General features: G+C 71.6%; 29 protein-coding genes and 1 pseudogene. 17 read left to right on the forward strand and 13 right to left on the reverse strand.

Annotated features, from left to right (window positions below; genetic code table 11):
• Nucleotides 1–30 precede the first annotated feature (30 nt).
• Entirely contained in the window at nt 31–846 is an 816-nt protein-coding gene (locus tag OHT01_RS03560) for an alpha/beta fold hydrolase (protein ID WP_328551628.1), read from the forward strand.
• A gap of 310 nt (nt 847–1,156) precedes the next feature.
• On the opposite strand, the gene OHT01_RS03565 is transcribed toward OHT01_RS03560, so the two are convergent.
• A complete protein-coding gene (locus tag OHT01_RS03565; RefSeq protein ID WP_405915137.1) occupies nt 1,157–1,765 on the reverse strand; it encodes an ATP-binding protein in 609 nt (202 codons plus the stop codon).
• A 230-nt stretch (nt 1,766–1,995) separates the two neighbouring features.
• On the opposite strand from OHT01_RS03565, the gene OHT01_RS03570 reads away from it, so the two are divergent.
• Nucleotides 1,996–2,592 carry a TetR/AcrR family transcriptional regulator gene (locus OHT01_RS03570; RefSeq protein WP_328551630.1) on the forward strand — a complete coding sequence of 199 codons (597 nt, stop codon included), beginning with the start codon at nt 1,996–1,998 and terminating at the stop codon, nt 2,590–2,592.
• A 72-nt stretch (nt 2,593–2,664) separates the two neighbouring features.
• On the opposite strand, the gene OHT01_RS03575 is transcribed toward OHT01_RS03570, so the two are convergent.
• On the reverse strand, nt 2,665–4,323 hold the full coding sequence (locus tag OHT01_RS03575; protein ID WP_328551631.1) for a sigma-70 family RNA polymerase sigma factor: 1,659 nt from the start codon (nt 4,321–4,323) through the stop codon (nt 2,665–2,667).
• Between the two features lie 296 nt (nt 4,324–4,619).
• Between OHT01_RS03575 and OHT01_RS03580 the strand changes: the two genes are divergently transcribed.
• Together OHT01_RS03580 and OHT01_RS03585 are read left to right on the forward strand one after the other, a co-directional pair.
• Nucleotides 4,620–6,032 (forward strand): DEAD/DEAH box helicase, encoded by a 1,413-nt coding sequence (locus OHT01_RS03580; RefSeq protein ID WP_328551632.1) that lies wholly within the window; start codon nt 4,620–4,622, stop codon nt 6,030–6,032.
• Between the two features lie 313 nt (nt 6,033–6,345).
• Nucleotides 6,346–6,561 (forward strand): hypothetical protein, encoded by a 216-nt coding sequence (locus tag OHT01_RS03585; RefSeq protein ID WP_328551633.1) that lies wholly within the window; start codon nt 6,346–6,348, stop codon nt 6,559–6,561.
• An 84-nt stretch (nt 6,562–6,645) separates the two neighbouring features.
• Here the strand turns inward: OHT01_RS03585 and OHT01_RS03590 are convergent, their stop codons facing one another.
• Both OHT01_RS03590 and OHT01_RS03595 read right to left on the reverse strand, forming a co-directional pair.
• Nucleotides 6,646–7,152: a GNAT family N-acetyltransferase gene (locus tag OHT01_RS03590; RefSeq protein WP_328551634.1), complete on the reverse strand. Its 507-nt coding sequence runs from the start codon at nt 7,150–7,152 to the stop codon at nt 6,646–6,648.
• A gap of 156 nt (nt 7,153–7,308) precedes the next feature.
• Entirely contained in the window at nt 7,309–8,328 is a 1,020-nt protein-coding gene (locus OHT01_RS03595; RefSeq protein ID WP_328551635.1) for an aldo/keto reductase, read from the reverse strand.
• A gap of 183 nt (nt 8,329–8,511) precedes the next feature.
• On the opposite strand from OHT01_RS03595, the gene OHT01_RS03600 reads away from it, so the two are divergent.
• Nucleotides 8,512–9,102, forward strand: coding sequence for a TetR/AcrR family transcriptional regulator (locus OHT01_RS03600; RefSeq protein ID WP_328551636.1), 591 nt, complete (start codon nt 8,512–8,514; stop codon nt 9,100–9,102).
• A gap of 94 nt (nt 9,103–9,196) precedes the next feature.
• Here OHT01_RS03600 and OHT01_RS03605 read toward each other — a convergent pair whose 3' ends face one another.
• On the reverse strand, nt 9,197–9,955 hold the full coding sequence (locus OHT01_RS03605; RefSeq protein WP_328551637.1) for an ABC transporter permease: 759 nt from the start codon (nt 9,953–9,955) through the stop codon (nt 9,197–9,199).
• Nucleotides 9,945–10,823 carry an ABC transporter ATP-binding protein gene (locus tag OHT01_RS03610; protein WP_328551638.1) on the reverse strand — a complete coding sequence of 293 codons (879 nt, stop codon included), beginning with the start codon at nt 10,821–10,823 and terminating at the stop codon, nt 9,945–9,947. The genes OHT01_RS03605 and OHT01_RS03610 overlap by 11 nt, the downstream gene beginning before the upstream one ends.
• 61 nt (nt 10,824–10,884) lie before the next feature.
• Here OHT01_RS03610 and OHT01_RS03615 point away from each other — a divergent pair, with 61 nt between their 5' ends.
• The 4 genes and pseudogenes from OHT01_RS03615 to OHT01_RS03630 all read left to right on the forward strand — a co-directional run bounded on the left by OHT01_RS03615 (nt 10,885) and on the right by OHT01_RS03630 (nt 14,261).
• Entirely contained in the window at nt 10,885–11,514 is a 630-nt protein-coding gene (locus OHT01_RS03615; protein WP_328551639.1) for a TetR/AcrR family transcriptional regulator, read from the forward strand.
• 269 nt (nt 11,515–11,783) lie between these two features.
• Nucleotides 11,784–12,329 (forward strand): annotated as a pseudogene (locus tag OHT01_RS03620) (cytosine permease); the annotation flags it as partial.
• A gap of 74 nt (nt 12,330–12,403) precedes the next feature.
• Nucleotides 12,404–12,805 carry a YybH family protein gene (locus OHT01_RS03625; protein ID WP_328551640.1) on the forward strand — a complete coding sequence of 134 codons (402 nt, stop codon included), beginning with the start codon at nt 12,404–12,406 and terminating at the stop codon, nt 12,803–12,805.
• A gap of 16 nt (nt 12,806–12,821) precedes the next feature.
• Nucleotides 12,822–14,261, forward strand: coding sequence for a gamma-aminobutyraldehyde dehydrogenase (locus tag OHT01_RS03630; RefSeq protein WP_328551641.1), 1,440 nt, complete (start codon nt 12,822–12,824; stop codon nt 14,259–14,261).
• A gap of 73 nt (nt 14,262–14,334) precedes the next feature.
• Here the strand turns inward: OHT01_RS03630 and OHT01_RS03635 are convergent, their stop codons facing one another.
• Nucleotides 14,335–15,111, reverse strand: coding sequence for a polysaccharide lyase family 7 protein (locus OHT01_RS03635; protein ID WP_328551642.1), 777 nt, complete (start codon nt 15,109–15,111; stop codon nt 14,335–14,337).
• Between the two features lie 251 nt (nt 15,112–15,362).
• Here OHT01_RS03635 and OHT01_RS03640 point away from each other — a divergent pair, with 251 nt between their 5' ends.
• Nucleotides 15,363–15,854: an SRPBCC domain-containing protein gene (locus OHT01_RS03640; RefSeq protein ID WP_328551643.1), complete on the forward strand. Its 492-nt coding sequence runs from the start codon at nt 15,363–15,365 to the stop codon at nt 15,852–15,854.
• A gap of 70 nt (nt 15,855–15,924) precedes the next feature.
• Here the strand turns inward: OHT01_RS03640 and OHT01_RS03645 are convergent, their stop codons facing one another.
• A complete protein-coding gene (locus tag OHT01_RS03645) occupies nt 15,925–17,535 on the reverse strand; it encodes a sodium/solute symporter (protein WP_328551644.1) in 1,611 nt (536 codons plus the stop codon).
• Between the two features lie 359 nt (nt 17,536–17,894).
• Between OHT01_RS03645 and OHT01_RS03650 the strand changes: the two genes are divergently transcribed.
• Nucleotides 17,895–18,524: a ParA family protein gene (locus OHT01_RS03650; protein WP_328551645.1), complete on the forward strand. Its 630-nt coding sequence runs from the start codon at nt 17,895–17,897 to the stop codon at nt 18,522–18,524.
• The gene (locus OHT01_RS03655) at nt 18,521–18,745 is read left to right on the forward strand and encodes a hypothetical protein (protein WP_328551646.1); all 225 of its coding nucleotides are present in this window, start codon (nt 18,521–18,523) and stop codon (nt 18,743–18,745) included. The genes OHT01_RS03650 and OHT01_RS03655 overlap by 4 nt, the downstream gene beginning before the upstream one ends.
• Before the next feature lie 30 nt (nt 18,746–18,775).
• On the opposite strand, the gene OHT01_RS03660 is transcribed toward OHT01_RS03655, so the two are convergent.
• Both OHT01_RS03660 and OHT01_RS03665 read right to left on the reverse strand, forming a co-directional pair.
• Nucleotides 18,776–19,036 carry a hypothetical protein gene (locus OHT01_RS03660; RefSeq protein ID WP_328551647.1) on the reverse strand — a complete coding sequence of 87 codons (261 nt, stop codon included), beginning with the start codon at nt 19,034–19,036 and terminating at the stop codon, nt 18,776–18,778.
• A gap of 43 nt (nt 19,037–19,079) precedes the next feature.
• The gene (locus tag OHT01_RS03665; RefSeq protein WP_328551648.1) at nt 19,080–19,919 is read right to left on the reverse strand and encodes an alpha/beta fold hydrolase; all 840 of its coding nucleotides are present in this window, start codon (nt 19,917–19,919) and stop codon (nt 19,080–19,082) included.
• 116 nt (nt 19,920–20,035) lie between these two features.
• On the opposite strand from OHT01_RS03665, the gene OHT01_RS03670 reads away from it, so the two are divergent.
• Nucleotides 20,036–20,515: a MarR family winged helix-turn-helix transcriptional regulator gene (locus OHT01_RS03670; RefSeq protein ID WP_328551649.1), complete on the forward strand. Its 480-nt coding sequence runs from the start codon at nt 20,036–20,038 to the stop codon at nt 20,513–20,515.
• Between the two features lie 112 nt (nt 20,516–20,627).
• The gene (locus OHT01_RS03675) at nt 20,628–21,161 is read left to right on the forward strand and encodes a GNAT family N-acetyltransferase (protein WP_328551650.1); all 534 of its coding nucleotides are present in this window, start codon (nt 20,628–20,630) and stop codon (nt 21,159–21,161) included.
• Between the two features lie 38 nt (nt 21,162–21,199).
• Here OHT01_RS03675 and OHT01_RS03680 read toward each other — a convergent pair whose 3' ends face one another.
• Nucleotides 21,200–21,631, reverse strand: coding sequence for a YrdB family protein (locus OHT01_RS03680; protein WP_328551651.1), 432 nt, complete (start codon nt 21,629–21,631; stop codon nt 21,200–21,202).
• A 238-nt stretch (nt 21,632–21,869) separates the two neighbouring features.
• On the opposite strand from OHT01_RS03680, the gene OHT01_RS03685 reads away from it, so the two are divergent.
• Entirely contained in the window at nt 21,870–22,787 is a 918-nt protein-coding gene (locus OHT01_RS03685; protein WP_328551652.1) for an NADP-dependent oxidoreductase, read from the forward strand.
• A 57-nt stretch (nt 22,788–22,844) separates the two neighbouring features.
• Here the strand turns inward: OHT01_RS03685 and OHT01_RS03690 are convergent, their stop codons facing one another.
• Complete coding sequence (locus tag OHT01_RS03690) at nt 22,845–23,411, reverse strand: TetR family transcriptional regulator (RefSeq protein ID WP_328551653.1); 567 nt, start codon at nt 23,409–23,411, stop codon at nt 22,845–22,847.
• 130 nt (nt 23,412–23,541) lie between these two features.
• Here OHT01_RS03690 and OHT01_RS03695 point away from each other — a divergent pair, with 130 nt between their 5' ends.
• Both OHT01_RS03695 and OHT01_RS03700 read left to right on the forward strand, forming a co-directional pair.
• A complete protein-coding gene (locus OHT01_RS03695) occupies nt 23,542–24,477 on the forward strand; it encodes an SDR family oxidoreductase (RefSeq protein WP_328551654.1) in 936 nt (311 codons plus the stop codon).
• A gap of 165 nt (nt 24,478–24,642) precedes the next feature.
• On the forward strand, nt 24,643–25,014 hold the full coding sequence (locus OHT01_RS03700; protein ID WP_328551655.1) for a VOC family protein: 372 nt from the start codon (nt 24,643–24,645) through the stop codon (nt 25,012–25,014).
• Nucleotides 25,015–25,192: 178 nt separating this feature from the next.
• Here OHT01_RS03700 and OHT01_RS03705 read toward each other — a convergent pair whose 3' ends face one another.
• Nucleotides 25,193–26,386 (reverse strand): MFS transporter, encoded by a 1,194-nt coding sequence (locus OHT01_RS03705; RefSeq protein ID WP_328551656.1) that lies wholly within the window; start codon nt 26,384–26,386, stop codon nt 25,193–25,195.
• Nucleotides 26,387–26,426: the final 40 nt, after the last annotated feature.

Here is a 26,426-nt window from a genome sequence, read left to right on the forward strand (position 1 = left end):
CGGAATGATCTTGAGTCTAGGGTGCGGGACATGACCTCCATGACCGCGCGCGGCACCACGCTCCACTACGACGACACCGGCTCCTCGACCGGGCTGCCCGTCCTGCTGATCCACGGGCATCCCTTCAACCGGACGCTGTGGGCCCCGCAGGCCGAAGCCCTCGCCGCGGCCGGACACCGTGCGATCACCCCGGACCTGCGCGGCTACGGCGACAGCGGGGTGGAGGCCGGCACCGTGTATCTCGCCGACTTCGCCGACGACCTCGTCGGGCTGCTGGATCACCTGGACATCGACCGGGCGGTGGTCGGCGGCGTCTCGATGGGCGGGCAGATCGCCATGGAGGTACAGCGCGGCCACGCAGATCGGGTACGGGCGCTCGTCCTGTCGGACACCTCGGCGCCCGCCGAGACGGACGACGGCAGGGCCTTCCGCAACCGGTTGGCCGACCGTCTCCTGGCGGAGGGGATGGACAGGTACGCGGACGAGGTCATCGGCAAGATGCTCGCGGACTACAACGTCACCGCGATGCCGGAGGTCGCCGCGCACGTGCTGCGCATGATGCGCGCCACCGATCCCCGCGGCGCCGCGGCGGCCCTGCGCGGCCGGGCCGAACGGCCCGACTACCGGGACACCCTCGCGGCCGTGCGGTCGCCCGTGCTGATCGTGGTCGGCGCCGACGACTTCTACACGCCGGTCGCCGACGCCGAGGCCATCCGCGCCCTCGTCCCGCACGCGGTCCTGACCGTCGTCGACGGCGCCGGCCACCTCCCCGGTGCGGAACAGCCGGGTCGGTTCAATACGGCGTTGCTGGACTTCCTCGCCACCCAGGTGGCCGCCCGTACCTGAAGGGCCGGACCGGTCGTCGCCGGGTCGTCACCCGGTACGCCGGAGAGGGCGTCCCGCCACGCCGGAGCGGGCGTCGGGCGCGGTGTGTACTGATGAGTCCGTCACCACTCGCTCGGGGGGTGCGTCATGGGGCGGGTCGCTGTTCGGGGCCGCCCCTAGGCGGCACTCAGCGCCCTCTTTCCGCGGTGGCGGAAACCCGGGCGCTGGACAGTCGGTACCCGCAGCCTGATCGAGGGGCGGGAGTCGCCTCCGTTCGGTCCTTACGGGAAGGGTCACCGTGCGGTCCGTACGGAAGGGGTCGCGGCAGGAATTACGACGGAGTCTGCGTCGGCATCTCGAACCACATGGTCTTGCCGGTGGGCGTGCACGTGCTGCCCCAGCTCTCGGCGAGCAGATCGAGCAGTTCGGTACCGCGCCCGCCTTCCGCGTCGGGGTCGGCCTCGCGGCGTACGGGGCAGACGGGATCGGTGTCCTCGACCTCGCACAGCAGCCGGGATTCGCGCACGGACAGGTTGAGCCGCAGCGGGCCGCGCGTATGGCACAGGGCGTTGGTGACCAGCTCGCTGACCAGAAGCTCGGCGGTGTCCGCCAGATCCTCCAGATCCCATTCCTCCAACTGCGCCGTCACCAGACGGCGGGCTCTGCGCGCCGAGGTCAGTTCCCGGGACAGGGGCCAGGAGGCGTCCCAGGCGGTGGCACTGGCGCGGGGCGCGTCGAACGGCCGGATCGGTTCCAGAACGCGCGACCAGAGTGCCATGTTCCGGGCGAGCCAAGAGGTGGGTGCGGCTTCAGCTGACGTTTCCTGCTCCTGAGCTCGGTCCGTGGCATCCTCGCGCCCCGATGCCTCAGGTCGGCGGTAGAGCCGGGCGAAGCGCCCCCGGCGGGATATCGCCGGGAAGTCGATGGCCCCCGGGGCCATGGAAATCAGTCCCTTCTGCACTGCTGGCGACAGACTGCCGGAGAGGCGCGGACCCGTCGACGACCGGTCCGGGCATGTGGCCAGGTCACGCGTTCACGTAACGTCCGTCACGATAACAAATATACGTGTAGCACTCGCTACGGCAAGAATCCTTTCCTAGGGTACGGATCCGGACATATGAGACGTGTTTGGTCTCACGCCGCCACACTGTAGCCACCCGGGGGTTCCTCATGGCACGCACAGCTGACCCGGACAAACGACGCGATCTCATCGACCGGGTCCGCGCGTACCTGATCCGCAACGGCCTGGCCGACCTGTCCCTGCGCCCGCTGGCCCGAGCCCTGGGCACCAGCGACCGCATGCTCCTGTACTACTTCGGGAGCAAGGAGACCATGGTCGCCGAGGCGCTCGCGCTGGACGAGAGGCGACCGCTGCTACAGGCCCGGAGCCGGCTCGAATCCAGCGAAGCCCCCAGGGGCCCGGCGGGAGTCCGCCGCTTCATGGAAGAGGTCTGGCAGCAGTTCAACGCCCCCGAGCTGCGCCGCGCGCTCCCGCTCTATCTCGAGATCATGACCGCCGGCCTGCTCCACCCGGACCGGTACGGACCCGTCATGCGGGACACCCTGGCCGAGTGGACCGGCCTGCTCACCGCCGCCTTCCTCGACCTCGGCATGACCGGGACGCGGGCCCGGACAGAGGCCACGGTCCTGGTCGACGCGACCTTCGGACTGCTCGTCGCCTCCCTGGCGGACAGCTACCGGGACCGGTACGACGCGGCCTACCGCGCCCTCCTCGATCGCCTCGAACCCGGCTGGCACGTCACCTGAGCGGGGCCGGGCAAGCCCGGGTCGGACAAGCCCCTGACCGGCGTCGCCCCGTTCGGAAAGGCTCACCGGGCCTTACAGCCTCGCTCCGAAGTCCTGCGTCCACCACGGACCCCCCGGCCCCTTGTGCACACCCACTCCTATGTTCTTGAACGAGCAGTTGAGGATGTTCGCGCGGTGCCCCGGGCTGTTCATCCAGGAGTCCATCACCGCCTGCGGGGTCTGCTGGCCCATGGCGATGTTCTCGCCGTACGTGGACCAGCGATAACCCGCGGCGGTGATGCGCTCACCGGGGTCGACGCCGTCGGGGTTGGTGTGCTCGAAGAAGTCGCGGGCCGCCATGTCGTCGGAGTGGCGCCGGGCTGCGTCCTCCAGTTGGGCGTCCTCCGTGACAGGACCGCAGCCGGCCGCCGCCCGCTCCCTGTTCACCAGCGCCACCACCTGCGCCACGGTGCTCGACGTGGCCGACCCCGCCCGGGGCGTCCCGGACGCCCGCAGGACCGACCGGGACGAGGACGCTCCGGCCGACGCGCTCGGACCGGCGGAACGGGGTTTCTTCGAGGTCTTCGGCTCGGCCCGTTCCGACGCGGACCGCGACGAGGAAGGAGATGACGAGGCCGGGGCGGTGGCCGACGCGGAGCCGCCGGGGGCGCCCGTTGCCGAGAGGTCCATGACGGGGTCGCCCGCGGTCCGCGCGGGCTCGGCCCCGTCGGTACGGGTTCCGGGCCCGATACCGAGGTACCAGAGGCCACCGCCCGCCATACAGGCCGCCACGAGGGCGGCTCCGAGGGCCCGGCGCCGGAAGCGGCGGCGCCTGCGGGCCTCGCCGCGCGAGGTCGCTCCGCCGCGGGACGCGCGGTGCCCGGCCCCCGCCGGACGCGCTCCTTGACCGGCGCCGGACGCGGTCCGTGACGCGGAGCCCGTGGCCGCCATCCCGCCCGGCTCGGTCCGCAGCGCCTCTATCAGCCCGGGCGCCACGGCTATCAGCGCCAGGCCTGCCAGCAGTCCCTCCGCGGGCACCAGTCCGCTCCACAGACCGGAGCAGCGCACGCAGTCGCGGGCGTGCCGGGCTATGCGCTTGCGCCACAGCGGGGAGGGCCGACCGTCCCAGGTGGCGAGGACGCCCCGCAGTTCCTCGCAGGGCGGACGTGACGCGTCGAGGGCCCGGACCACCACCCGGGCGGTCTCCAACTGGGCCTTCATCCGCTGCACTTGGACCGCGGTGTGCCGGGGCGACAGTTCCAGGGCGTCGGCGACCTCCGTCCGGGTCAGTTCACCGGCGCATTCCAGCCACCACAGCGAGAGCACACCACGGTCGTCGGGTTCGAGCCAGCGGGTCGCCAGCGCGGTCTCCCGGCGCTGGCCGGAGAGCTGGAGCCGCACCATGGTCAGGTCCACGAAGTCGGAGCCGGGGTCCGCGAGGTCCTCCGCCTCGTCCATCGCGCCCAAGGCGAGCCGGCGGTCCCGCCAGTGCGCCCGGACCTGGTTCATCGCGATCGCCACGAGCCAGGAGCGGAAGCTCTCCGGCGCACGCAGCCCGTCCAGGCCGTCCAGGGCACGGAGCATGGTGTTCTGCACGACGTCGTCGACATCGACCGAGCCGTTCAGCGCGCGTCCGACGATGTTGTAGACCAAGGGGAGGAACGCGCTGACCAGGGCGTCCTGGGCCGCCGAGTCTCCCGCTCGGGCGGCGGTCACCAGTGCCGCCGGCTCGACCGCGTGCTGTCTCCTCATGAAAACTTCCCTGCCCTCGACTCCGAACGATGCTGCCGTTGTCTGGGAGACCGCCCGCGGGACCCCGGATAACAGTTCTTCGGGGACTCGTTGCCGCAGAGACTGTCCGCACCGTCCCGCCGCCCGCAAGGAGCAGGGACGAAGGTCACATCGCGGGCGGCCGGGTGCACCACCGGGGCCCGCGGGTGCCCTCGGGCCCGCTGGTAAAATGGGAGGACGCTTCGAAGTCGCCGGGGCCCGTGCCAAGAGGTACGGGCCCCGGGGCGTTCCGGGCGTCAGACTGAGGAAGGTTCCCCATGAACGCGAAGCCGCCGGCCCCCGGCCTCTCCGATGCCGGCGAGGAGCAGCCGCCGACAGCGCCGCAGGAAGACGTCCCGACACCGCGGACCGTCTCCACGGGCCTGCCCGCGGCCGCGTCGTTCGACGCGCTCGGCCTGCCGCCCGGCCTGGTGGAGAAGATGACCGCCCTCGGGGTGACGGAGCCCTTCCCCATCCAGGCCGCGACGCTGCCCAACGCGCTCGCCGGGCACGACGTCCTCGGCCGGGCACGGACCGGTTCCGGCAAGACGCTGGCCTTCGGACTGGCGCTGCTGACCCGGACGGCGGGCCGGCGAGCGGAGGCGAAGCGGCCGCTGGCCCTGGTCCTGGTACCGACCCGGGAGCTCGCGCAGCAGGTGAGCGACGCGCTGGAACCGTACGCGCAGACCTTGAACGTACGGCTGGCGACGGTGGTGGGCGGTCTGTCGATCAACCGCCAGCAGGCGCTGCTGCGGGCCGGCGTCGAAGTGCTCATCGCGACGCCGGGGCGGCTGACCGACCTGGTGTCACGCAGGGACTGCGTCCTGAACCACGTGCGGATCACGGTGCTGGACGAGGCGGACCAGATGTGCGATCTGGGCTTCCTGCCTCAGGTCTCCGATCTCCTCGACCAGATCCCCGAGGACGGGCAGCGGCTGCTGTTCTCGGCCACGCTCGACCACAACGTCGACCAGCTCGTGCGGAACCACCTGCACGACCCGGTTCTCGCCTCGGTCGACCGGGTGGCGGCCTCGGTGACCACGATGGAACACCACGTGCTGAACATCCACGGCGCCGACAAGTACGCGACGGCGACCGAGATCGCCGCGCGGGACGGCCGCGTGCTGATGTTCCTGGACACCAAGGCCGGCGTGGACCAGTTCACCCGTCACCTGCGGGCCAGCGGTATCCGGGCCTCCGCCCTGCACAGCGGGAAGTCGCAGCCGCAGCGGATGCACACGCTCGCCCAGTTCAAGAACGATGAGATCAACGTTCTGGTGGCCACCAATGTCGCCGCGCGGGGCATTCACATCGAGGCGCTCGACCTCGTCGTCAACGTCGACCCGCCCGCCGACGCCAAGGAGTATCTGCACCGGGCCGGGCGCACGGCGCGCGCCGGGGAGTCCGGGAGCGTGGTCACCCTGGTCACCCACGGCCAACGGCGGGATGTGAACCGGCTGATGTCCGACGCCGGAATCCGGCCGACCGTCACCCAGGTGCGCTCCGGCGAGGCGGCCCTGACCGACATCACGGGGGCCAAGCGCCCGCCGACCGGACCGAAGACCGGCAACGCGCCCTTCCGCGGCATCGGCACCCGCCCGGGGCGCCCCGCCAAGGAGTCCCGCAAGACCGCGGACGCCCGAAAGGCGGCGGAGGCCCGCGCGGCGGCCCGGGTACGCAAGAGCCGCTGACGCCGCAGTCGACGCACCGCCGAGGAGGACGGAGGGGGCCCGGAGCGCGACGCTCCGGGCCCCCTCCGTTCCGCCACGGCGGGTGGCGGTGCAGCGGGACGACAACTCCCCTGCCCGTGCCGGTCCGTTGTGGTCAGGGTCGTGCGCCCGGCCTGTCGACGACGTCCCAGGCGTCGCGCACGGCGGCGATGGCATGGGACGAGTCCTGCGGATCCGCCGACGGTACGTGGACGCCCTTGGGCAGGGCACCGGCACGGCGTGCATCACCGCTCCAGGTGCCCGGTGGGCGTCGGCCCACCGATAGCATCACATCGTGCTCACCCCAACACCCCGCCGCAAGCTGCTGATTGCCCTGCTGGTCGCGGCACTTGTCGCGTTCGGCTTCTTCGCTCTGCGGCCTGTCCGGGAAACCTGCACGATCACCTCCGAACCGTACGGCTCCGTCTTCGACCCCGACAGCGTCGAAGGCTCCGGCAACGGCCGGTGCGGCGAAGAGCGCACACGCTTCTTGACCTGGTTCGAGGGATAGGGACGTTCCACCAAGTCAAGGCCACCGACTGCGAGATGCCCGTGGTCGGGGCGCGGTCAGGCGGGCGCCGCGTGGGCCCCCGCGTCACCGCACGGCGACCACCTTGACCATGGTGTCGGAGTCCGGCCCCGACTCCACGGTCGTGAAGCCTTCGTCGAGATACAGACGGCGTGCCCGATTCGCCCGTTCGACGCTCAGGCAGATCCGGGTGAAGCCGCTGTCGCCGGCTCGCCGGGCCATCTCGGCCATCAAGGCGCGCCCCACGCCCCTGCCCCGCCACGACGGGACGACTCCGAGCGACACTTCCGGGACATCCGCGGCCACGAAGCCGTACCCGGCGTCGTCGGCACCGAACAGACGCAGCCACACCGCGCCGACGGGGTGTCCACCCGGGTCGACCGCGACCACACCGAGATCGCCCCGCCGGACCCACCCTTCGACGTAGTGCGCCGTCCGACGGTCTTCGCGAGCCTGATCACGGCTGACCGCCTCCCGGGTGGGGTCCCAGTTCACGGCGGCCAGGAGCATGTCCCAGAGGAACTCCGCATCGTCAACTGTGGCTGCCCGCAACGAAAATCCGATGTCTCCCATACGACAGATCCTCCCTGCCCGGCCATCGCGAGGCACAGCCCCTTCACCAATGCATCGGGTGCGAGGACGTATGCCCACCGAGCGGCAGTCGGGCCGATGCGCTCCCCCGGAGCTGGGAGCCGCGGGTTCGGGGGAAGCGGACGGCCTCCTGGACGGTCAGCGGCGTCGCAGTGACGCGTCGAGGAGCGCGGGCGGAGTGTCGAACTTCTCGTGGGCGGCCAGATCGGTGCCGGGGGCGACGATCGCGTCGATGGCGTCGAGGACGTCGGCCGGGAGCACGGTGTCGGCCGCGGCGAGCTGCGCGTGCAGGTGGTCCGGCGTACGGGGGCCGACGAGCGCGCTCGTCACGCCGGGGTGCGCCGTCACGAATCCGAGCGCGAGCTGGATCATCGTCAGACCGGCCGCGTCGGCCACTCGGGCCAGTTCCTCGACGGCGTCGAGCCTGGCCCGGTTGGCGGGGACGGTGGTGTCGAAGCGCTGCGGCATGAACGTCGAGCGGCTGGTGGTGATCTCCCGGCCCGCACGGACCGCGCCCGACAGCCATCCCGAGGCCAGCGGGCTCCACACCAGCACTCCCAGTCCGTACTCCTGGGTCACGGGCAGGACGTGCGCCTCGATCCCGCGCTGCAGGATCGAGTAGCTGGGCTGTTCGGTGACGTAGGGCCTCAAGTGGTGCTCGCGGGCGGCCCATTGAGCCTGCACAAGACGGTGGGCGGGGAAGGTCGAGGAGCCGAAGTGGCGGATCTTTCCCGTGCGTTGCAGGTCGGTCAGGGCCGACAGGGTCTCCTCGTCACTGGTGTTCGGGTCCCATCGGTGGATCTGGTAGAGATCCACGTGGTCGACACCGAGACGGCGCAGGCTGTTGTCCAGCTCGGTGACCAGCCAGCGGCGCGAACCGCCCCGGTGGTTGCGCTCGTCGCCCATCGGCATGCCCGCCTTCGTGGCCAGCACGATGTCGTCGCGGCGGCCCGCGACGGCTTTGCCGACCATCTCCTCCGACTCGCCGTCGCTGTACATGTCGGCGGTGTCGATGAGGTTGATCCCGCCGTCGAGCGCGGCGTCGACGATGGCGGTCGCCTCGCTCTGGGTGGTGCGCCCGATCCTGCCGAAGTTCATCGCGCCCAGCGCGAGGGTGCTGACCTGTATGCCGGTGCGGCCCAAGGTGCGGTACTGCATGGCCGTGTCTCCTCCATGGCGAATGAAGCGTGGTGGCAGCGTGGATTGGTCGCCGGGTCCCTGGTCTGCCATCATGAACAAACGGAACACCGTCCCGTTTGACGATACGGAACACTGTTCCCCTTGGCAAGGCGATACGGAACGACGTTCCGTTTGATGGACCGGACACGGAGGAGCGACGCGATGAACGACCGCGACGAGACCGCGGGGCAGGCGGCCCGGCCCCGGCGGGCCGACGCCCGGCGCAACCAGGAGACGCTGCTGGAGGCGGCCTCCGCGGTCTTCGCCACGTCGGGCGTGGAGGCGCCCGTGCGCGACATCGCGGCCCGGGCCGGCGTCGGGACGGCCACGATCTACCGCCACTTCCCCACGCGGGCGGATCTCATCGTCGCCGTCTACCGGCACCAGGTCGAAGCCTGCGCCGAGGCGGGTCCGGCCCTCCTGGAGACCTCCGCGTCCCCCCATGCCGCGCTGGCGCGATGGATCGACCTCTTCGTCGACTTCCTCGTCACCAAGCACGGACTGGCCGCCGTCCTCCAGCCCGACAACACCGGCTTCGACGCCCTGCACACCTACTTCCTGGACCGTCTTCTCCCCGTGTGCGCCCAACTCCTGGACGCCGCAGCCCAGTCCGGCGAGATCCGGCCCGGTCCGACCGCCTACCAACTGATGCGCGGCGTCGGGAACCTCTGCATCGGCGCCCACAACGACCCCCGTTACGACCCGCGACGCCTGGTCGCACTGCTCATCGAGGGCCTGCGCCGTACCGACTGACCACCGCTCCGCCCGGTCCCGCCGGTCTCGCTAGCTCTCCCTCGAACTCACCTGAACTCCCCTACCGGACAACGGAGTTCATGACATCGGTCCTCTAGAGCGCCACCAGTCGGCCGCTACGGCCCCGCAGACGGACAGAAGCCAGGGCACCGCAGATCAGCGCCACGCACAGGAGCGTTCCGCAGGCCGCCGCCACCGTGTACGTGTCGCCGCCGAGAGCGGCGCGCACGCCCCGCGCGGCCCAGTAGCCGGGCGAGGCCGGGGCCGCGTCCGAGACCCAGGCCGGCAGCGCGTCGAGCGGGACGAGCGCGCCGCCGACGCTGCTCAGCAGCATGCCGCCGATGTCGAAGGCGGCCGAGAGCGCGCCCGCACTACGGACGAGCACGCCGATCAGCGTGCCGATTCCGAGCAGGGCGCAGCTCCAGCTCAGCAGGACACCGAGCAGCAGGAACGGGTACGGGACGCGCAGGCCGAAGACGCACACACCGAAGCCGACGATGAGGAACTGCTGGACGAGCAGGGCCGCGAAGGCCGGGACGACCTTGCCGACGAGCAGTTCCGCGGGGCGCAGCGCGGTGGCGCGCAGCCGGTCCCAGGTGCGGCCCAGCCGTTCGGTGAGGACCGCGCTGCCGCAGATGCCGAGGGCGAGCAGCGAGAAGGTGACCAGCGTGCCGACGACCGCCTGTTCCGTGCCGGCCGTGCGGCCCTGCCCGGACACGTAGAGCGGTCGCAGCAGCGTGACGAAGACCAGCGGCAGGATCATCCTGCTCAGCACCGGGCCGGGTTCGCGCACCATCAGCAGCAGGTTGTGGCGCATCAGCACGGCCAGGCGGGCGGCGGACTCACGCGGCATCGCGGACCTCCGTCCCGGTCGCGGTCGCCGCGGTCTCCATGGACCGGTAGAGGTCGTCCAGGCCCGGGCGGTGAACGTCGACGGACGTGGGGGTACGGCCCGAGGCGAGAAGCGCCGCCAGATCCGCGCCGGGGTCCGTGGTCGGGAGTCGCAGTTCGGGTTCGGCCGGGTCGGCGAACGTGACCCTGAGTTCGCCGGGCAGGTGGCGGGTGAGCTCCGTCCGGGTACCGCGCGCGATGATCCGCCCGTCCCGGGCGAGAGCCAGTGTGGCATCGAGATCGACGAGCTCCGGCAGGTAGTGGGTCGTGTAGACGACGGCGGCGCCCGCCTCGGCCCGTGCCCTGACGGCGCTCAGCAGGGCCGAGCGTGTTTCCGGATCGGCTCCCGCGGTCGGTTCGTCCAGCAGCAGGAGCGGCGGCGAGCCGACCATGGCGGTGGCCGCCTGGACCCGGCGGCGCTGGCCTCCGGACAGGGCGGCCACGGGCCGGTCCGTCACGGCCGTCAGGTGGAGTTCGTCCAGGACCCGGGCGATCTCCGCGTCCCGGTGCCGCCCCCGCAGCCCCGCCAGCCCGGCGAACAGCCGCACGTTCTCCCGCACGGTGGCCGCGCCGTACAGGGCCGACTCCTGCGGAGCCATGCCGAGGAACCGCCGTGCGGCCCGGCCGGCACTCAGCGCGTCGAGCGCGGCGATGGTGACCCGGCCGGCGTCGGGACGTACGAGACCGGCGACGATCTCGACGAAAGTGGTCTTGCCGGCACCGTTGTGACCGATCAGGCCCACGATCTCGCCGGCCGGGACCGTCAGGTCGAAGCCGTCGAGCGCGCGACGCGGGCCGTAGCGCTTCACCAGTCCCTCTGCGATCAACATCCGTCCTCCATGACGTCTACGGCGTACACGTATACGCCGTACACGTCTACACTGTAGACCCATGAGTGGCAGGCGGGAAGAGATCCTGGACGCGGCACTGGACATCGCCGACGAGCACGGCGTCGACGCGGTCTCGATGCGCACGGTGGCGGATCGCGTCGGTGTGACACCGATGGCGCTGTACCGGCACGTCAAGGACAAGGCAGCGCTGCTGGACGCGATGGTCGGACGCCTGCTCACCGCTCTGCTGCCGGCCGATCCGGCCGAGGATCAGACCTGGGACGAAAGGCTGGACGCCCTCGCGCACGCCTGCCGGAAGGTGACCCGGCAACACCCCTGGTCCGCCCACCTGCTCTTCTCCCGGCCCGCGGTCACCCCGGACGCCCTGCGAGCGGTGGACATCATCTACACCGCCCTCATCGAAGCCGGGGTGCCCGAACCCGAGGTCCCCCGGCTGGAGAGGCTGGTCAGCACCTTCGTCATCGGTTTCGCCGCCTCGGAGGCCGCGGGCCGCTTCACGCCCGGCGTCCTCGACCCGCGCGGCCGTCGCGGTCACCTCCCGGACAGCGAACTGCCCGGCCACCGCGCGCTCGGGCCGTGGCTGGACCTGCCCGTCGACCTCACGACGGAGTTCGAGGCCGATCTCGCCGACATCCGGCGACTGGTCGAGGCGGTCGCACGGCGCAGGTGACCAGCGCCGACGGTGCGCCGCGCCGGACGGGTGCCACACACGGTTCAGGCCGGACGGGTGCCACATACGGTTCGCGCCGGACGGGTGCCACGCACACGGTTCGCGCCGGACGGGCCGCTCCGGTGCGCGGGAGGGGCCGCTCAGTCGGTGAGGCCCAGCGCTCCCGCCGCCTGGATCGCCAGCCAGACCTCGGCCAGGGCCCCCGTCGACGTCAGATCACGGTCGGCGAGAGCGCCGAAGCGGCGCAGCCGGTAGGCCAGGGTGTTGGCTTCAACCGCGTCCAGGCCACCTTCTTCATCGGTGTCCTGTCCATCGGATTCATCTTCCTCGGCCGCTTCGCGCTCAACCTCACGCAGTCCATCTCCACCTTCGCCACGCTGATCATCACCTGCACCGCACCGTGGATGGTCGTCATGGCGCTCGGCTACGTGACCCGGCGCGGCTGGTACGACGCCGAGGCGCTGCAGGTCTTCAACCGGCGTCAGCGCGGCGGCCGCTACTGGTTCGCGCACGGCTGGAACTGGCGCGGCATGGGCACCTGGATCGTCAGCGCGGTCGTGGCACTCCTCTTCACCAACCTGCCGGGCCAGTTCGTCGGCCCGCTGGGCAACCTCGCGAACGGCGCGGACATCTCGCTGCCGGTCGGCCTCGCCCTGGCCGTCGTCCTCTACCTCGCCGCGCTCGTCGTGTTCCCCGAGCCGCGCGCCGTGTTCGGTCCGGCCGGACCGCGCCTCGTCCCGGTGTCCGACGCCGACGTCGCGCCGATCACCGGTGGCGCCGAGGAGATGACCCCCGAGCCCGCCGCGGCCCGCTGAGTCCCCGCCGTCACCGACACCCCCGACCGGGCGCCCGGTCCTGACCACCGGGCGCCCCTCACCAGGAGCCGTGCATGAGCACCACCACCGTCCAGGAGATCCGGTCCGCCGCGGACGCGCTCGTCGCCGCCTTCGCCGAGGGCCGCCTCGACGACTACTTCGGCGCCTTCGCCCCGGACGCGACGTTCGTCTTCCACACCACACCGCAGCGGCTCGGCTCCACGGCCGAGTACCGCGCCCTGTGGCAGCAGTGGGTGGAGGAGGACGGTTTCCGCATCCTCGGCTGCACCTCGTCGGCACAGTTGATCCAGCCCTTCGGCGACACGGCCGTCTTCAGCCACGACGTGGAGACGCGGGTCGCCACCAACGCCGGCGCGGAGACGGTCCACGAGCGGGAGACCATCGTCTTCGCCCGCTCCGAGGACGGCACCTGGCCCGCCGTCCACGAGCACCTGTCCCCCCGTACCGCAGCCTGACCAGGAGAGACGTTCCATGAGCAGCACGTTCCGCAACTACATCGACGGCGCCTTCGCGGATGCCGCCGACGGCCGGACGCTCGATGTGGTGGACCCCACCACCGGTGACGTCTACGCGACCTCCCCGCTGTCGGGCGCGGCCGATGTCGACGCGGCGATGGCGGCCGCGGCCGCGGCGTTCCCCGTCTGGCGCGACGCGACCCCGTCCGTGCGCCAGCGCGCCCTGCTGAAGATCGCCGACGCGATGGAGGCACGGGCCGAGGAACTGGTCGCCGCGGAGAGCCGGGACACCGGCAAGCCGCTGCACCTCACCCTCAGCGAGGAGCTCGGCCCGGCGATCGACCAGGTCCGCTTCTTCGCGGGCGCGGCCCGGATGCTGGAGGGCCGCTCGGCCGGCGAGTACATGGAGGGGATGACCTCGATCGTCCGCCGCGAGCCGGTCGGTGTGTGCGCCCAGGTCGCGCTGTGGAACTACCCCCTGCTGATGGCGGTGTGGAAGTTCGCACCGGCGCTCGCGGCGGGCAACGCGGTGGTCCTCAAGCCCTCGGACACCACTCCGGCCTCCACGGTGCTGATCGCGGAGATCATCGGCGGTGTGCTGGAGGAGCTGGACCTGCCCCGGGGCATTTTCAACGTCGTCTGCGGCGACCGCGAGACCGGCCGGCTGATGGTGGAGCACCCGACCCCGGCGATGGCCTCCATCACGGGTTCGGTGCGCGCGGGCATCCAGGTCGCGCAGAGCGCGGCCAAGGACGTCAAGCGGGTCCACCTGGAGCTCGGCGGCAAGGCTCCGGCCGTGGTCTTCGAGGACGCCGACCTGGCGAAGGCGGTCGAGGACCTGGTGGTCGGCGGCTTCTTCAACGCCGGCCAGGACTGCACGGCCGCGACCCGCGTCCTGGTCCACGAGTCGGTCCACGACGAGTTCGTCGCCGCCCTCGCCAAGGCCGCGGCCGGGACGAAGACCGGGCAGCCGGACGACGAGGACGTTCTCTACGGCCCGCTGAACAACGCCAACCAGCTCGCCCAGGTCAGCGGCTTCATCGAGCGGCTGCCCGGACACGCGAAGGTCGAGGCGGGCGGTCACCGGGTCGGCGACAAGGGATACTTCTACGCCCCGACCGTCGTCTCGGGCCTGAAGCAGGACGACGAGATCGTCCAGAACGAGGTCTTCGGCCCGGTCATGACCGTCCAGTCGTTCACGGACGAGGCCCAGGCCGTCGCGTTCGCCAACGGCATCGACTACGCGCTGGCCTCCTCGGTGTGGACCAAGGACCACGCGCGGGCGATGCGGATGTCGAAGAACCTCGACTTCGGCTGCGTGTGGATCAACACGCACATGGCACTCGTCGCCGAGATGCCGCACGGCGGGTTCAAGCGGTCCGGCTACGGCAAGGACCTCTCCGCGTACGGCTTCGAGGACTACACCCGGATCAAGCACGTCATGACGTCGCTCTGACCGGATGTTCCGACGGCGGAGGGGTGAACGCGGCGAAGCCCCGCGTTCACCCCTCCGTCATGTGCGACGACCGTCAGCCGTGCGAGACGTTCAGACCGTAGAAGGCGACTCGCGCCCCCTTCGTGGTGCTGTCGGAGGACGACTGGTTGTACGAGCCGGCCTTGAAGTACTGCTTGTAGGGGAAGAACGACGACGGTATCGAGTAGTGGGTGGTGCTGCCGTTGACGGTCAGGTCGACGGTGTTGCCGCCGGAGACGGCGATCGTGTAGGTCCAGGTCTTGCCGACCGCCACATGCCCCACCGTGTGGGTCGTCTGTCCGCCGGACGGCGAGTTCTCGGTGCCGAGGACGATGTCGCCGCTGGAGCGGTAGTACAGCTCCACCAGCGGTTTGGTGGACGATCCGCCGGAGCCGAGGTGGATCTGGCCGACACACACGTTGGACGTCACCGACACCACCCGCAGTGTCGCGCTCAGCCGGTGACTGCCGCTCAGCGACCAGTCCGCCGCGCTGCCGCTGCGGTTCATCTCCCGCAGCTCGGAGCGGGCGTAGGACGAGTTCGGCGTCGTGACGCCCTTCTCCGGTGCCCAGAAGGTCATCGCGCCGTCGCGGGTGTCGGTGTAGAAGTACGCGTCCTGGTAGCCGTTCGCCCCCTGCAGACGGGCTGAGGAGATGGTGGTGGGCGAACCCGGGGAGCCCACGGGCTCCTGAAGCTGCCAGACGGACAGGTCGAAGTTTCCGCCGGGCGCGACGTTCGGGTCGGCGGCGCCGGCACTGGAGGTGCCCAGGACGGTCACCGCGGCGACGAAGCCCGCGACGGTGATCGCCGTCAGAAGCCTGGATCGGGTCATGTTGACGTCCTTCGCTGATCGTGGGGGAAGAGAAGGTCGGCAGACTGCGCCGGGCGTCCCGGAGGCGGAGGGCACCTCCGAGAGGATGGCGATGTTCACATGGGTGAACAATAGGTTCACCTGTGAACGAGTGCGTGCCGTGACCGTAAAGGTCTGAACCATCGCCGTCAAGGGGTCGCGCGAGGACCCGGGCGTCGCGGCCCGCTCGGCCTGAAGGCCCGTCAGCGTCCGCGCCGGGTAGCCTGAAAGGCGTGTATACGACGCGGGTCTCGCGGCGGGTGAACGCCTCGCGAGCGGACATCTACCGGGCGCTGCTGGACGCGACGGCTGTCGCGAAGTGGCGGATGCCGGCCGGAATGCGCAGCGAGGTGCACGAGTTCGACGCCCGCGAAGGTGGTGCGTTCCGGGTCTCGCTCACCTATGACGTGCCGAGCGGGACCGGCAAGTCGACGGCACGCACCGACACGTACCACGGCCGCTTCGTGGAACTCGTCCCGGACGAGCGGGTGGTCGAGGTGGTCGAGTTCGAGACGGACGATCCCGCGCTCCGCGGCGAGATGACCATGAGGACCGAACTGACCGAGGCGGACGGCGGCACCGAGGTGGTCATCGTGCACGAGGGGGTGCCGGACGCCGTGCCCGCCGCCGACAACGAGACCGGCACGCGTATGGCACTGGACCATCTCGCCCGGCTGGTCGAACCGGGTCACGACGTCAACCCCGGCGGTTCTCAACGGGGTTGACGCGTGCGCTCGCTCCGGGGCTCAGGTCACCGTCCGCTGTCGGGACGGCCCCCGGCCCCGGTCGGGACCTTCACCTGCGTCCCGCAGGGTCGGACCTGCGCGCGCCGGGTGGCACCGGTCCGGTGCCGTCCCGCCAGGGCCGCCGGGCAGCGCGGTCGCTCGTGCGGCCGACGAGTCCGAACAGGAAGCCGGCCGGGATGGTGATCAGCCCGGGGGTCTGGAGCGGGAACCAGCGGACGTCGTGGTCGGGGAAGACCGCGAACGGGGTGCCCGACATCGCGGGCGATCCCGCGATCAGCAGTACGACGAGGGGAAGGGTCCCGTAGACGGTCCAGCGCACTCCGGTGGCCGAGTGGCCGGGCAGGAAGAGCGCGTACAGCAGGACCGGCGCGAGCACCGAGGCCGCGACGGTGAACGACAGCGAGATCAGCGTCAGTCTGCCGCGGTCTCCGAGGCCCGCCGACACGACGACGGCGGCGGCTCCGACGAGGACGATCCCCAGCCGCGCCCGGCGGATCTCCCCGGCGGCCGAGCGGTGTCCGCTCCCGTGGGCGGGCCGGCCGGCGAAGTCGCGGGCGAGGCTGGAGGCGGCCGCCAGGGTGATGCCCGCGACGGCCGCGAGGGTGGTCGCGAAGACGGCACAGGCGACGACCGCGAACAGCATGCTGTGCCCGGCACCGCCGGAGACCGGGTCGAGCGCGCCCGTCACCATCAGCAGGGCGGTCGCTCCCCCGGGGTCTGCGGCCCGCACCGGGCCCCGGCCGATCAGGGCGCAGGCGCCCAGTCCCGCCACCACCACCGCGGCGCACACCACCATGACGGGGCCGACCGCCCAGCCGACGGCGCGCCGTGCGGTGCGGGCCTTCCCGACCGGGTGCAGCCGCATGGTGATGTGCGGCAGACAGGCGGCGCCGACCAGGAGGGTGGCCTCGAAACTGATCAGGTCGAGGCGCCCGGCGACGGAGTGGCCGAAGTGGAGTCCGGGGCGCAGATAGGCGGCGCCCGCTCCGGAGTGGTCCCGGGCGGAGTCGAGGAGTGCCGGTGGTGACCATCCGAACCGGGCGAGGACGACCCCGGCGAGCAGCAGCATGGCGACGAGCGCCACACCGACCTTCAGGATCTGCACGTATCCGATCCCGCGCATCCCGCCGAACGCGGCGTAACAGACCATCAGCGCGCCTCCGGCGACCGTGCATCCGGCGAGCGCCGCGTCGGGAAGCCCGAGCATGGCCGCCATGATGCGTCCGGCGGTGGACAGTTGCACCAGCAGCAACGGGGTGAGGACGACGAGGGTGGCGACACCTGGAGCCCGGCGCGCGGAGGGGGTGTCGAGCTGGTCGGCGAGGAAGTCCCCGAGGGTGAACACACCCTTGCGGCGTAGGGGTTCCCCCAGGATCCGCAGGACCAGGAAGAGCGAGACGACGGTGGCACAGGCGAAGAGAACGCCGTCCGCGCCGTCCAGGGCGACGGCACCCGTGGTGCTGAGCAGGGTGGCGGCGGAGATGTAGTCGCCGGCGATGGCCAGTCCGCCGCCGACGGGACCGAAGGCCGCGCTGCCGCCCGCGTAGAAATGCTCGGGGTCGTCCAGGTCGGCCGCGGCCAGTCCGCACAGCAGCAGGGACACGGCGACGAAACCGAGGAAGACCACGACGGCGAACGACTGTCCGTCGCCGGCGCTCAACGGTGGCGCTCCGCTGCCGCCGTGGCGTACGGGCGGGCCGTTGCGCCCGGAGCCGGGGACGAGGGCATCGACGGAGGTGCCGGGATCGAGGGAGGCGCGGGAGACGTGTGAGACGCGGGAGACATGCCGGGCATGGCATCAGCCGGGCGGTGCCGCGTACAGGGGCCGGTCCGTTCGGGAGGCGGGTGCACAGCGGTCGTCGGGCACGCCTGTGCGGGGGCACAGATCCCGTGGTGGCGGGCGGACCGGGTTGGTCCATTGGAATGATTCAGCTGCGCCTCAGGGTGAACGAGGGGAGGGTGCGCCCCGCGGGGACGGCCGCCGGTCCCTCGCGGTCACTAGCGTGGCTCCCTGTGTCGATGAGCTATGCCTTTGTGAACCTGAAACCCGGAGTGGGCAAGACGACGAGCGCGGTGTGGTTGGCTCACGCACTGCACGAGTCGGGCCTCTCACCGCTGCTGGTGGACAGTGACCCCGCGTCCTCGGCGCTGCGGTGGAGCGAGCTGGCGGGGGGCTTCCCCTTCCCCGTGTTCTCCCTTCCGGTGGGCGACGTGCACCGGCGCGTGAACGACTTCCTCGGGGACCGGCGGGCCGTGGTGTTCGACGCCCCGCAGATGGAGGACCACGCCCATATCGCCCGGAGCGTCATGCGGTACGCGAGCGAATGGATCGTGCCGGTGACCCCGTCCCCCATCGAACTGGACCGCATGGCACCCATCGGCGGCGAGATGGGCGACGTGCAGTCCCTGCGGGCCCGGCCCGCCCGCTCCGCCGTGCTGCTGAACCGTACGAACCGCCCCGACGCCACGCGCACCGGTCCCGACGCCGACGCCCGCGAAGCGCTCACCGAGCGGGGCTTCGACGTGTTGTCCACCCACATTCCACGACTCGACCTGTACTCCCAGTCGTTCGGCAGTCCCGTCGAGGTCAAGGGATCGGCGTACATGGATCTCGCGGACGAGCTCATCAAACGTCAGGACACGATGTGAACCAGCGCAAGGACACCTACCGAGCCGCCCTGCAGCGCGAACCGGACGCCGCCGCGCCGCGCCACGCGAAGGTCGCGCGGCTGCACACGCGCTATGTCCGTGTGACGATCGAGCTCGACCCCGCGCTGCCGCGCGAACTGTCCCGATGGGTGGGACCGCCGGTGTCCGCGCTGCTGCGCGCCGGCGCCACCGTGCTGCGCCCGCTGACAGGCACTCCGTAGACGCGGTGCCCGTGCCCGCGGGCCGAAAGGTCAGGTCTCCATCGGGTGGCCGCCGTCGCCTTCGACGACGACCCGGTCGACGCCCGGCTCGTCGGCCCGCTCGACCATCGTCAGGTCGATCTCCCCGTCACCGGTGGTGTCGAACTGGTAGAGATCGGCCTTGCCGTCACCCGTGGTGTCGGTCATCCAGATGTCGGTCTTCCCGTCGCCGTTGGTGTCGGCGCTGAGGACGACGTGATGCTCGTCCCCCTGGGTCTCGATCACTTCGTCCGTGCCGTCATTGGTCTCCATGACGGCCGGTTGCCCCGGCCGCCCCGTCCAAAACAAGACCCGCTCAGGCCAGGAACCGCCTCAGCACACGGTCGAGTTCGGCCGGCTGTTCCGTGGGCAGGGAGTGGTGGGAGGCGTTCGGAAGGAGGTCGACAGTGGCTCCGGGCATGAGCCGGCGGGCCCGCGGGGCCACCTTGCGCGCGTTGTGGGCGCGGCTCCTCGCGGCCAGGAGGACCAGCGTCGGAACGGCGCAGATCCTCAGCTCGTCCGCCTTCGGGCGCCGCATGCGGACGACCTTCGACCGGCGGGCCTGCGCGGTGCTGCCGAGGAACGCCCGCCAGGCGGGATTCTCCGGAGTACGGCCCGTCTCCCACCGGTGGAAGGCCTCCACGCGTCCGGCGGTGGGTCTGATCAACACCGGCAGGGCGCGCAGAAGGTAGGCGGGGCTCATGCCGGCGAAGCAGTCGGTGGGATCCAGCAACGCGAGGCGGGTGATCCGGTGCGGTGCGCGCAGCGCGTAGTTGAGGGCGATCCAGGCGCCGTAGGAGTGGCCGCACAGGTGCGCGGCGTCGAGCCGCAGCGCGTCGAAGAGCGTGTCGAGCCAGGCCACGAGGTCGTCGGCGCCGCGCAGGGGCGCCCCGTCGTGCACGCTGCGGCCGATGTCGCCCATGAGGTCGGGGGCGTACACCCGGTGTGCGGCGGCCAGGGCACCCACGTTCGCGAACCACACCACGGAGGTCGCCCCGCCGCCGGGCAGCAGCACCAGCGGGGTGCCGTTCTTCGGACCGGTGACGTGGACCCGGGTGGTGCCGTAGGCGGAGGGCACGTCGACGGTGTCGACCTCCCCGGGCCACTGCCGCAGGACGCTGTCGTACGCCGAGAGGAACGCCGTCCCGCCACCCATGATCGCCGCCTCGTGATTACTCGACCAACGATAGTCTCGATGAACGAGATAATATCCCCGGGAGGGACAACGTGGACGACCCTGGCAGGGATGACCATGGCGGAAACGACCGTGGCGTGGACGACCGGGACCCGGACCTGCAACTGGTCCATCTGCTGCGGGCCGTCACGGTGGAACTGGATCTCTTCGCCGCCGAGTTCGCCGGCCTCCACGGTCTGCATCCCACCGATGTGCGCGCCCTGATCCACCTGCTGGACGCCGGGCGGGCCGGCACGCCCGCGACCCCTGGATGGCTCGGGGCCCGGCTGGGGGTGAACTCGGCGTCGACCACCGCCCTGATCGACCGGCTGGAGCGGCTGGAGCTCGTCCGCAGAGGACGGGACACCCGCGACCGCCGACGGGTCCTGCTCACCGTCACGGACCGCGCCGTCTCCCTGGGCTGGTCGTTCTTCGGGCCGCTGATCGACGAGATGGTCGCCTCGACGCGCACCTTCGACGAGCGGGATCTGGCCACGGTGCGTCGTTTCCTGCTCGCCATGCGCGACGTCGCCGTCGCCGGGCGGAGAAGCCAACGGGACGCCTCCGGCGGAGGGTGAAGGCCCGCGGGGTGCCCGCCGGGCCGGTCCCGCGTCCGGGCCACGCGCGCACGCAGGGCCCCACCACCCCGGCCACCGGCCCCTGCCTCACCCGTAGGGCAGGATGGGTGTCATGACCGAGATCCGCACCCCCCGCCTCCTCCTCCGCCGCTGGTACGACCACGACCTCGCCCCCATGGCGGACATCAACGCGGACCCCGAGGTCATGCGCTGGATCGACGACGGGTCGGTCCTCGACCTGGACGCCACGGCCGAGGCGATCGAGCGGTGGGAGGACGAATGGGACGAGGAGGGCTTCGGCATCTTCGCCGTCGAGCTGCTCGCCTCGGGCGAGCTGGCCGGCTTCGCGGGACTGTCCGTACCCGAGTACCTGCCCGAGGTGCTGCCCGCCGTGGCCATCAGCTGGCGGCTGGGATCGTCGTTCTGGGGCCAGGGCTACGCGTCCGAAGCCGCCCACGCCACACTGGAGTTCGCGCTCCAGGACCGCGGCCTCGACCGCGTCATCAGCATCGACCGGCCGGGCAACGAAGCCTCGGAGAACGTCGTCCGCAAGCTCGGCATGAAGCCGGAGAGCGAGACGGCGCACCCGCTGTACGGCTTCCCACTGAGCGTGCACGCCATCGACCTCACCGAATTCGAGGCGTGACCCCTCTTCTCATGACCGTCGGCACGCTTCGGTGACCCTCAGCGCGCCCCGGTCGAGCCGGCCGTCGCGCCCTCCGGACCCGTGGGCCGGCCGGGCGCGGTGCGGCGAAGGGTCTCGGCCACCGCCGTGTTGGCGACCACGACGATCGCCATGACCACGGCGGCGAGGGGATGCCCCACTCCGTACACGGCCGCCGCGCCACCGCCCAGCACCACCGCCTTGACGAGGAGCACGAGGGGCAGCCCGGGCCGCAGCCGTGCCTTCGGCGCCGCGAACAGCGCCCAGAGCGCGATCGCCACCAGAGGCACCCCCACGCCGAGCAAGAAGTGGGGCAACCAGCCGTGGCCGGTGCTGAACCCCCACCAGCTCAGACAGGCCAGCGCGGCCAACTCCACGACGAAGGCCAGGAGTTCGTTGGCCGTGAACCACGGCCGCTCGGCGAACAGGGCTGTGCCGGGGTCCGTTGACATGACGTCCTCTCGCTGCGCCAGGACGCCCAGCATGACAGGGCGGGACCACGCGACGGGCCTGTTCACCGAACCCGTGGCCAGAGCCTCTTCGAAGGCCGGTGAAAACCTCCGCGAACCACCGCCCCCGGGAACAGAGTTGCGTGTCTGAACTGTTCAGGGCGATGGCATGGTCGGTGCGCGGCCGGCCGGGGCATGACCGGCCAGGGAATCTCCGAGCGAGGAAGAGCGGTGATCGCGGATGAAGGCGGTGCGGTTCCACGAGTACGGCGGGATCGACGTGCTGCGGGTGGAGGAAGTGGAGCGGCCGGCACCGGGCCCCGGGCAGGTGCTGGTCGAGGTCCGCGCGGCCGGGATCCAGCCCGGCGAGACGATGATCCGCGAGGGCGCGCGGCACGGACGCTGGCCGGCGGCCTTCCCCTCCGGACAGGGCAGCGATCTGGCGGGCGTGGTGGTGGACGTCGGTCCCGAGGTGCGCGGCTTCGCGGTGGGCGACGAGGTCCTGGGATTCACCCATGACAGGGCGAGCCACGCGGAGTTCGTCGTGGTCGACGACGTGAGGCTGACCTCCCGCCCGGACGGGCTTCCCTGGGACGTGGCCGGGTCGTTGTACGTGGCCGGTACGACCGCGTACGCCACCGTGTTCGCGGTCGACCCCGGACCGGCCGACACGGTCGTCGTGTCCGGTGCGGCGGGTGGCGTCGGTTCCCTGGCCGTGCAGCTCGCACGGCGGCGCGGTGCCACCGTGGTCGGGCTGGCGAGCGAGCGGAACCACGCTTGGCTGAGGGATCGCGGTGTCGTCCCGGTCGTGTACGGGGAGGGCGTGGCCGAACGGATCCGGCAGGCCTCGGGCGGGAACGTCGACGCGTTCATCGACACGTTCGGCGACGGTTACGTGGAACTGGCGGTGGAGCTCGGCGTGCGGCCCGAGCGGATCAACACGATCCGCGACTGGCAGGCCGCGGCCAAGATCGGCGCGCGGACCTACGGAGAGGGCTCGGCGGCGTGCGCGGTCGTGATCGGCGAGCTGGCCCGGCTCGCCGCGCGCGGGGAGCTGGAGGTGCCGATCGCCCGCGTCTATCCGCTGGAGCGCGTCCGGGACGCGTTCCGCGAGCTGGAACGGCGACAGACACACGGCAAGATCGTGCTGCGGCCCTGACTTCCGGTCTCGAACACCGGACGCCAGGGCCGAGTTCGAGCCGCCCCGCGACCGGCGTCACCCGTCCGCGGTCACTGCCTTGAGACCGGCGAACGACTGTCCGATGAACTCGGACAGTTCCCTGTCGTCGGTCCGATCGACCCAGAGCCGGAACGCGATCTTGAAGATCGCGATGCCCACCTCCGCGGCGAGACCCGCGGAGGCGTCGTCGACACCGCGCTGCCGCAGCGCCCCGGCCAGCGCGGTGGACAGCGAGGCCAGTTTGATCAACTCGCGTTCCTGCAGTTCGGTGTTGGCGTCGATGACCGACTGCCGCCTGCGGGCGTGCTCCTGGCGTTCTTGCAGCACGGCCGCGGCAGCCCCGAGGGCGGCCGCCACGGCGTCCAGGGCAGTGAAGGACTCGGGAGCACCGGCGACAGCGCCCACGAGCGCCTCCTGCAGGAGGCTCGATCCCGCGAACAGCACTTCGCGCTTGTCCGCGTAGTGCCGGAAGAACGTCCGCTCCGTCAGCCCCGCCCGTTCGGCGATCTCCGCCACCGAGGTGCGCTCGAAGCCGCGCTCGACGTAGAGCTCCAGTGCCGCCCGTTCGAGGCGTCCGCGCGCGTCCGGCTGCCATCGACCCATGTCCGCATCGTACTCGATGACAGTCCCTGACATCGAGTGCTACGGTTGATGACAGTGACTGACATCGCTCGGTCGCCACCCTCACGCCCTCCGGCGCGCGGGGTGATCACCCAACGCTGGAGGCTTTCTCATGCGTGTTTTCGTCACCGGGGCATCCGGATGGATCGGCTCCGCACTCGTACCCGAACTCCTCGACGCGGGGCACCAGGTCGTCGGGCTCGCCCGCTCGGACGCCTCCGCCGCGGCCCTGACGAAGGCCGGGGCCGACGTGGTGACCGGCACCCTCGACGACCTCGACGTCCTGCGGGAGGCCGCCGCGGCGGCGGACGGCGTCGTCCACCTCGCCTTCAAGCACGACATCGCCTTCTCCGGAGGCTTCCAGGACGCCGCCGACGCGGATCGCCGTGCCGTCGAGACCTTCGGTGAGACGCTCGCGGGCTCCGGCCGGCCGTTCGTACTCGCCTCCGGACTGATCGGGCTCACCCCCGGGCGGGTGAGCACCGAAGCGGACGGGCGGACCCCCGACGCACTGTCCGCGCACCTGCCGGGCGGCCCGCGCACCCGGATGGGCACCGCCCACCTGACCGTCGCCCTCGCCGACCGGAACATCCGCTCGGCCGTCGTACGGCTCCCCCCGACCGTGCACGGCGACGGCGACCAGGGGTTCATGGCGTCCCTGATCGGCATCGCCCGTGACAAGGGCGTCGCCGGGTACATCGGCGACGGTTCGCAGCGCTGGCCGGCCGCGCACCGCGGCGATGTAGCGCGGCTGTTCCGGCTCGCCCTGGAGGGCGCGCCCGCCGGATCGGTCCTGCACGCGACCGCCGAGCAGGGCGTACCGATCCGTTCGGTCGCCGAGGTCATCGGCCGCCACCTCGACCTGCCGACCCGCTCCGTCCCCGCGGAGGACGCGGCCGGGCACTTCACCTGGATGGCGGGATTCCTCGGCCTCGACAGCCCGGCCGACAGCGGGCCGACCCGCGAACTGCTGGGGTGGCGGCCGAGCGGGCCGGGTCTGATCGAGGACCTCGACGCGGGCCACTACTTCCGGACCGGGAAGCGGTAGTCGCGTGCCCGGCGCCCGGCAGGGCGAGGAGGCCGAGGCGCCGTACGGATGGACTTCCGAAGGGACTTCCGCCCGCCTCGCATCCCGTCACGCCGGGCCGCCCGCCAGGTTCCGTGTTCTGTGTTCTGTGTTCTGTCCGGGCGGAACCTGGGCACAGTGGCCGGCATGCCCCTCTCACTGCATCACCTCGTCATCGACGCGCACGACCTCCCGTCCCTGGCCCGGTTCTGGGCCGGGGTGCTGGGCTGGCGAATCCTGTCCGAGCGGGAACGGGAGGTCGTGATCGGGCCGGACGAGACGGCCCCGGTGGGGATCTGCTTCATGCCGGTGACGGACCGCAAGGCCGTCAAGAACCGCCTGCACCTCGATCTGACCTCCGCGGCCGAGGACCGGGAGGCGGAGATCGAGCGCGTCCTCGCGCTCGGCGCCCGGCGGGCCGACGTCGGGCAGAGCGGCGACGAGTCGTGGACCGTGCTGGCCGATCCGGAGGGGAACGAGTTCTGCGTGGTCCGCCCGAAGGCGACCCTCATCGGCTAGGTCGTGTCCGGCCGCACCGGGCCCGGGACCGCCGGCGCCCGGGTGCCCTCCTCCGGTCGGCTGCCGCGAGGCGCGGTCCCGTGGACGTACCGACGGACGGGCGGGCACGTGGTCACGAGCGTGGGAGGTCGCGAGGGCGGCCTGGCCTTCGGCTCGCCCCTCACCGTGGCCGTACTGACTAGGTGTTCACCGACGCCGGCCGTCGCCTGAGCAGGTAGACGCCCGCGACGGAGACCAGGACGGCCATGCAGGCGATGAAGACGAGCCCGGCGCCCTCCAGTCCGATCGGACCCACCAGCACGCCGACCCCGATCACCGGCACCGAGATTCCCGCGTAGGCGACCACGAAGAGAGTCGAGATCACCGCCGCGCGCTGATGCTCGGGAGAGGCCTGGGCCACGGTGGCGAGGGCCGCGCGGAACGCCAGGCCCTGGCCGCCACCGCCGACGATCGCGCTCAGCACCACCAGCACCAACAGGTCCCAGCGCAGCGCGCCCGCGAGCAGCGCGAGACCGCCGAGGAGCAGGGCGCAGCCCAGTGGCAGTGACCGTCCCACGCCGACCTTGCCGACGGCGAGCTGACCGGCGGTCGAGGCGAAGAAGGCGAGTGCGACGACCAGCCCGCTCACGGCGTGGTTGTCGATGTCCAGGGACTCGGCGAGGAACGAGGGGCTGACCGATGTGAAGACCCCGAACAGCGCGAACCCCACGAAGGCGGCGATCGCGGGGGGCCCGAACACCGGCCGCACCTGCGGGGGCAGGCCCGGTCGCTGCGGTCGTACGGTGCTGAGCGGCCGGCGTTCCCGTACGGTCTCGGGGAGTCGCAGCAGGACGGCGGCCGAGCAGGCCACGAGGACGAGGTGGACGGCGAACGGCAGGTACAGCGGCCAGGGCGCGTACTGCGCGAGCAGCCCGGCGAGCAGCGGACCGCAGCCGAGGCCGCCCATGTTCGCGGCCGTCGCGACGAAGGTGGCGCGGGCGGCGCCGCCCGGCGGTGCCAGTTCCATCACGTAGGCGGTGGCGGCGCCGGTGAACAGGCCGGCGGACAGGCCCGACAGCAGCCGTCCCACGTACAGCCAGCCCAGTCCGGTGGCGCACAGGAAGCAGACGGCGCTCGCCGCCGCGAAGCCGAGGCCCCACAGCAGTACCGGCCGCCGGCCGACGGAGTCGGAGGCGTTGCCCGCGAGCAGCAGCACGCCGATGACCCCGAAGGCGTAGACGGCGTACACGACGGTGACCGTCAGCTCGGAGAATCCGAACTTCTCCTGGTACAGGCCGTAGAGGGGGGTCGGCAGTGTCGTGCCGGCCATGCATACGGCGAACACCGCCCCGCTGAGCAAACACTGGCGCCACCCTTGGCGATCACCGTCCATGCCGCCGACAGTAACGTCGTGGGCCGCCGCGGTCCGGGCC

The organism is Streptomyces sp. NBC_00358 (assembly GCF_036099295.1).
GTDB lineage: Bacteria > Actinomycetota > Actinomycetes > Streptomycetales > Streptomycetaceae > Streptomyces.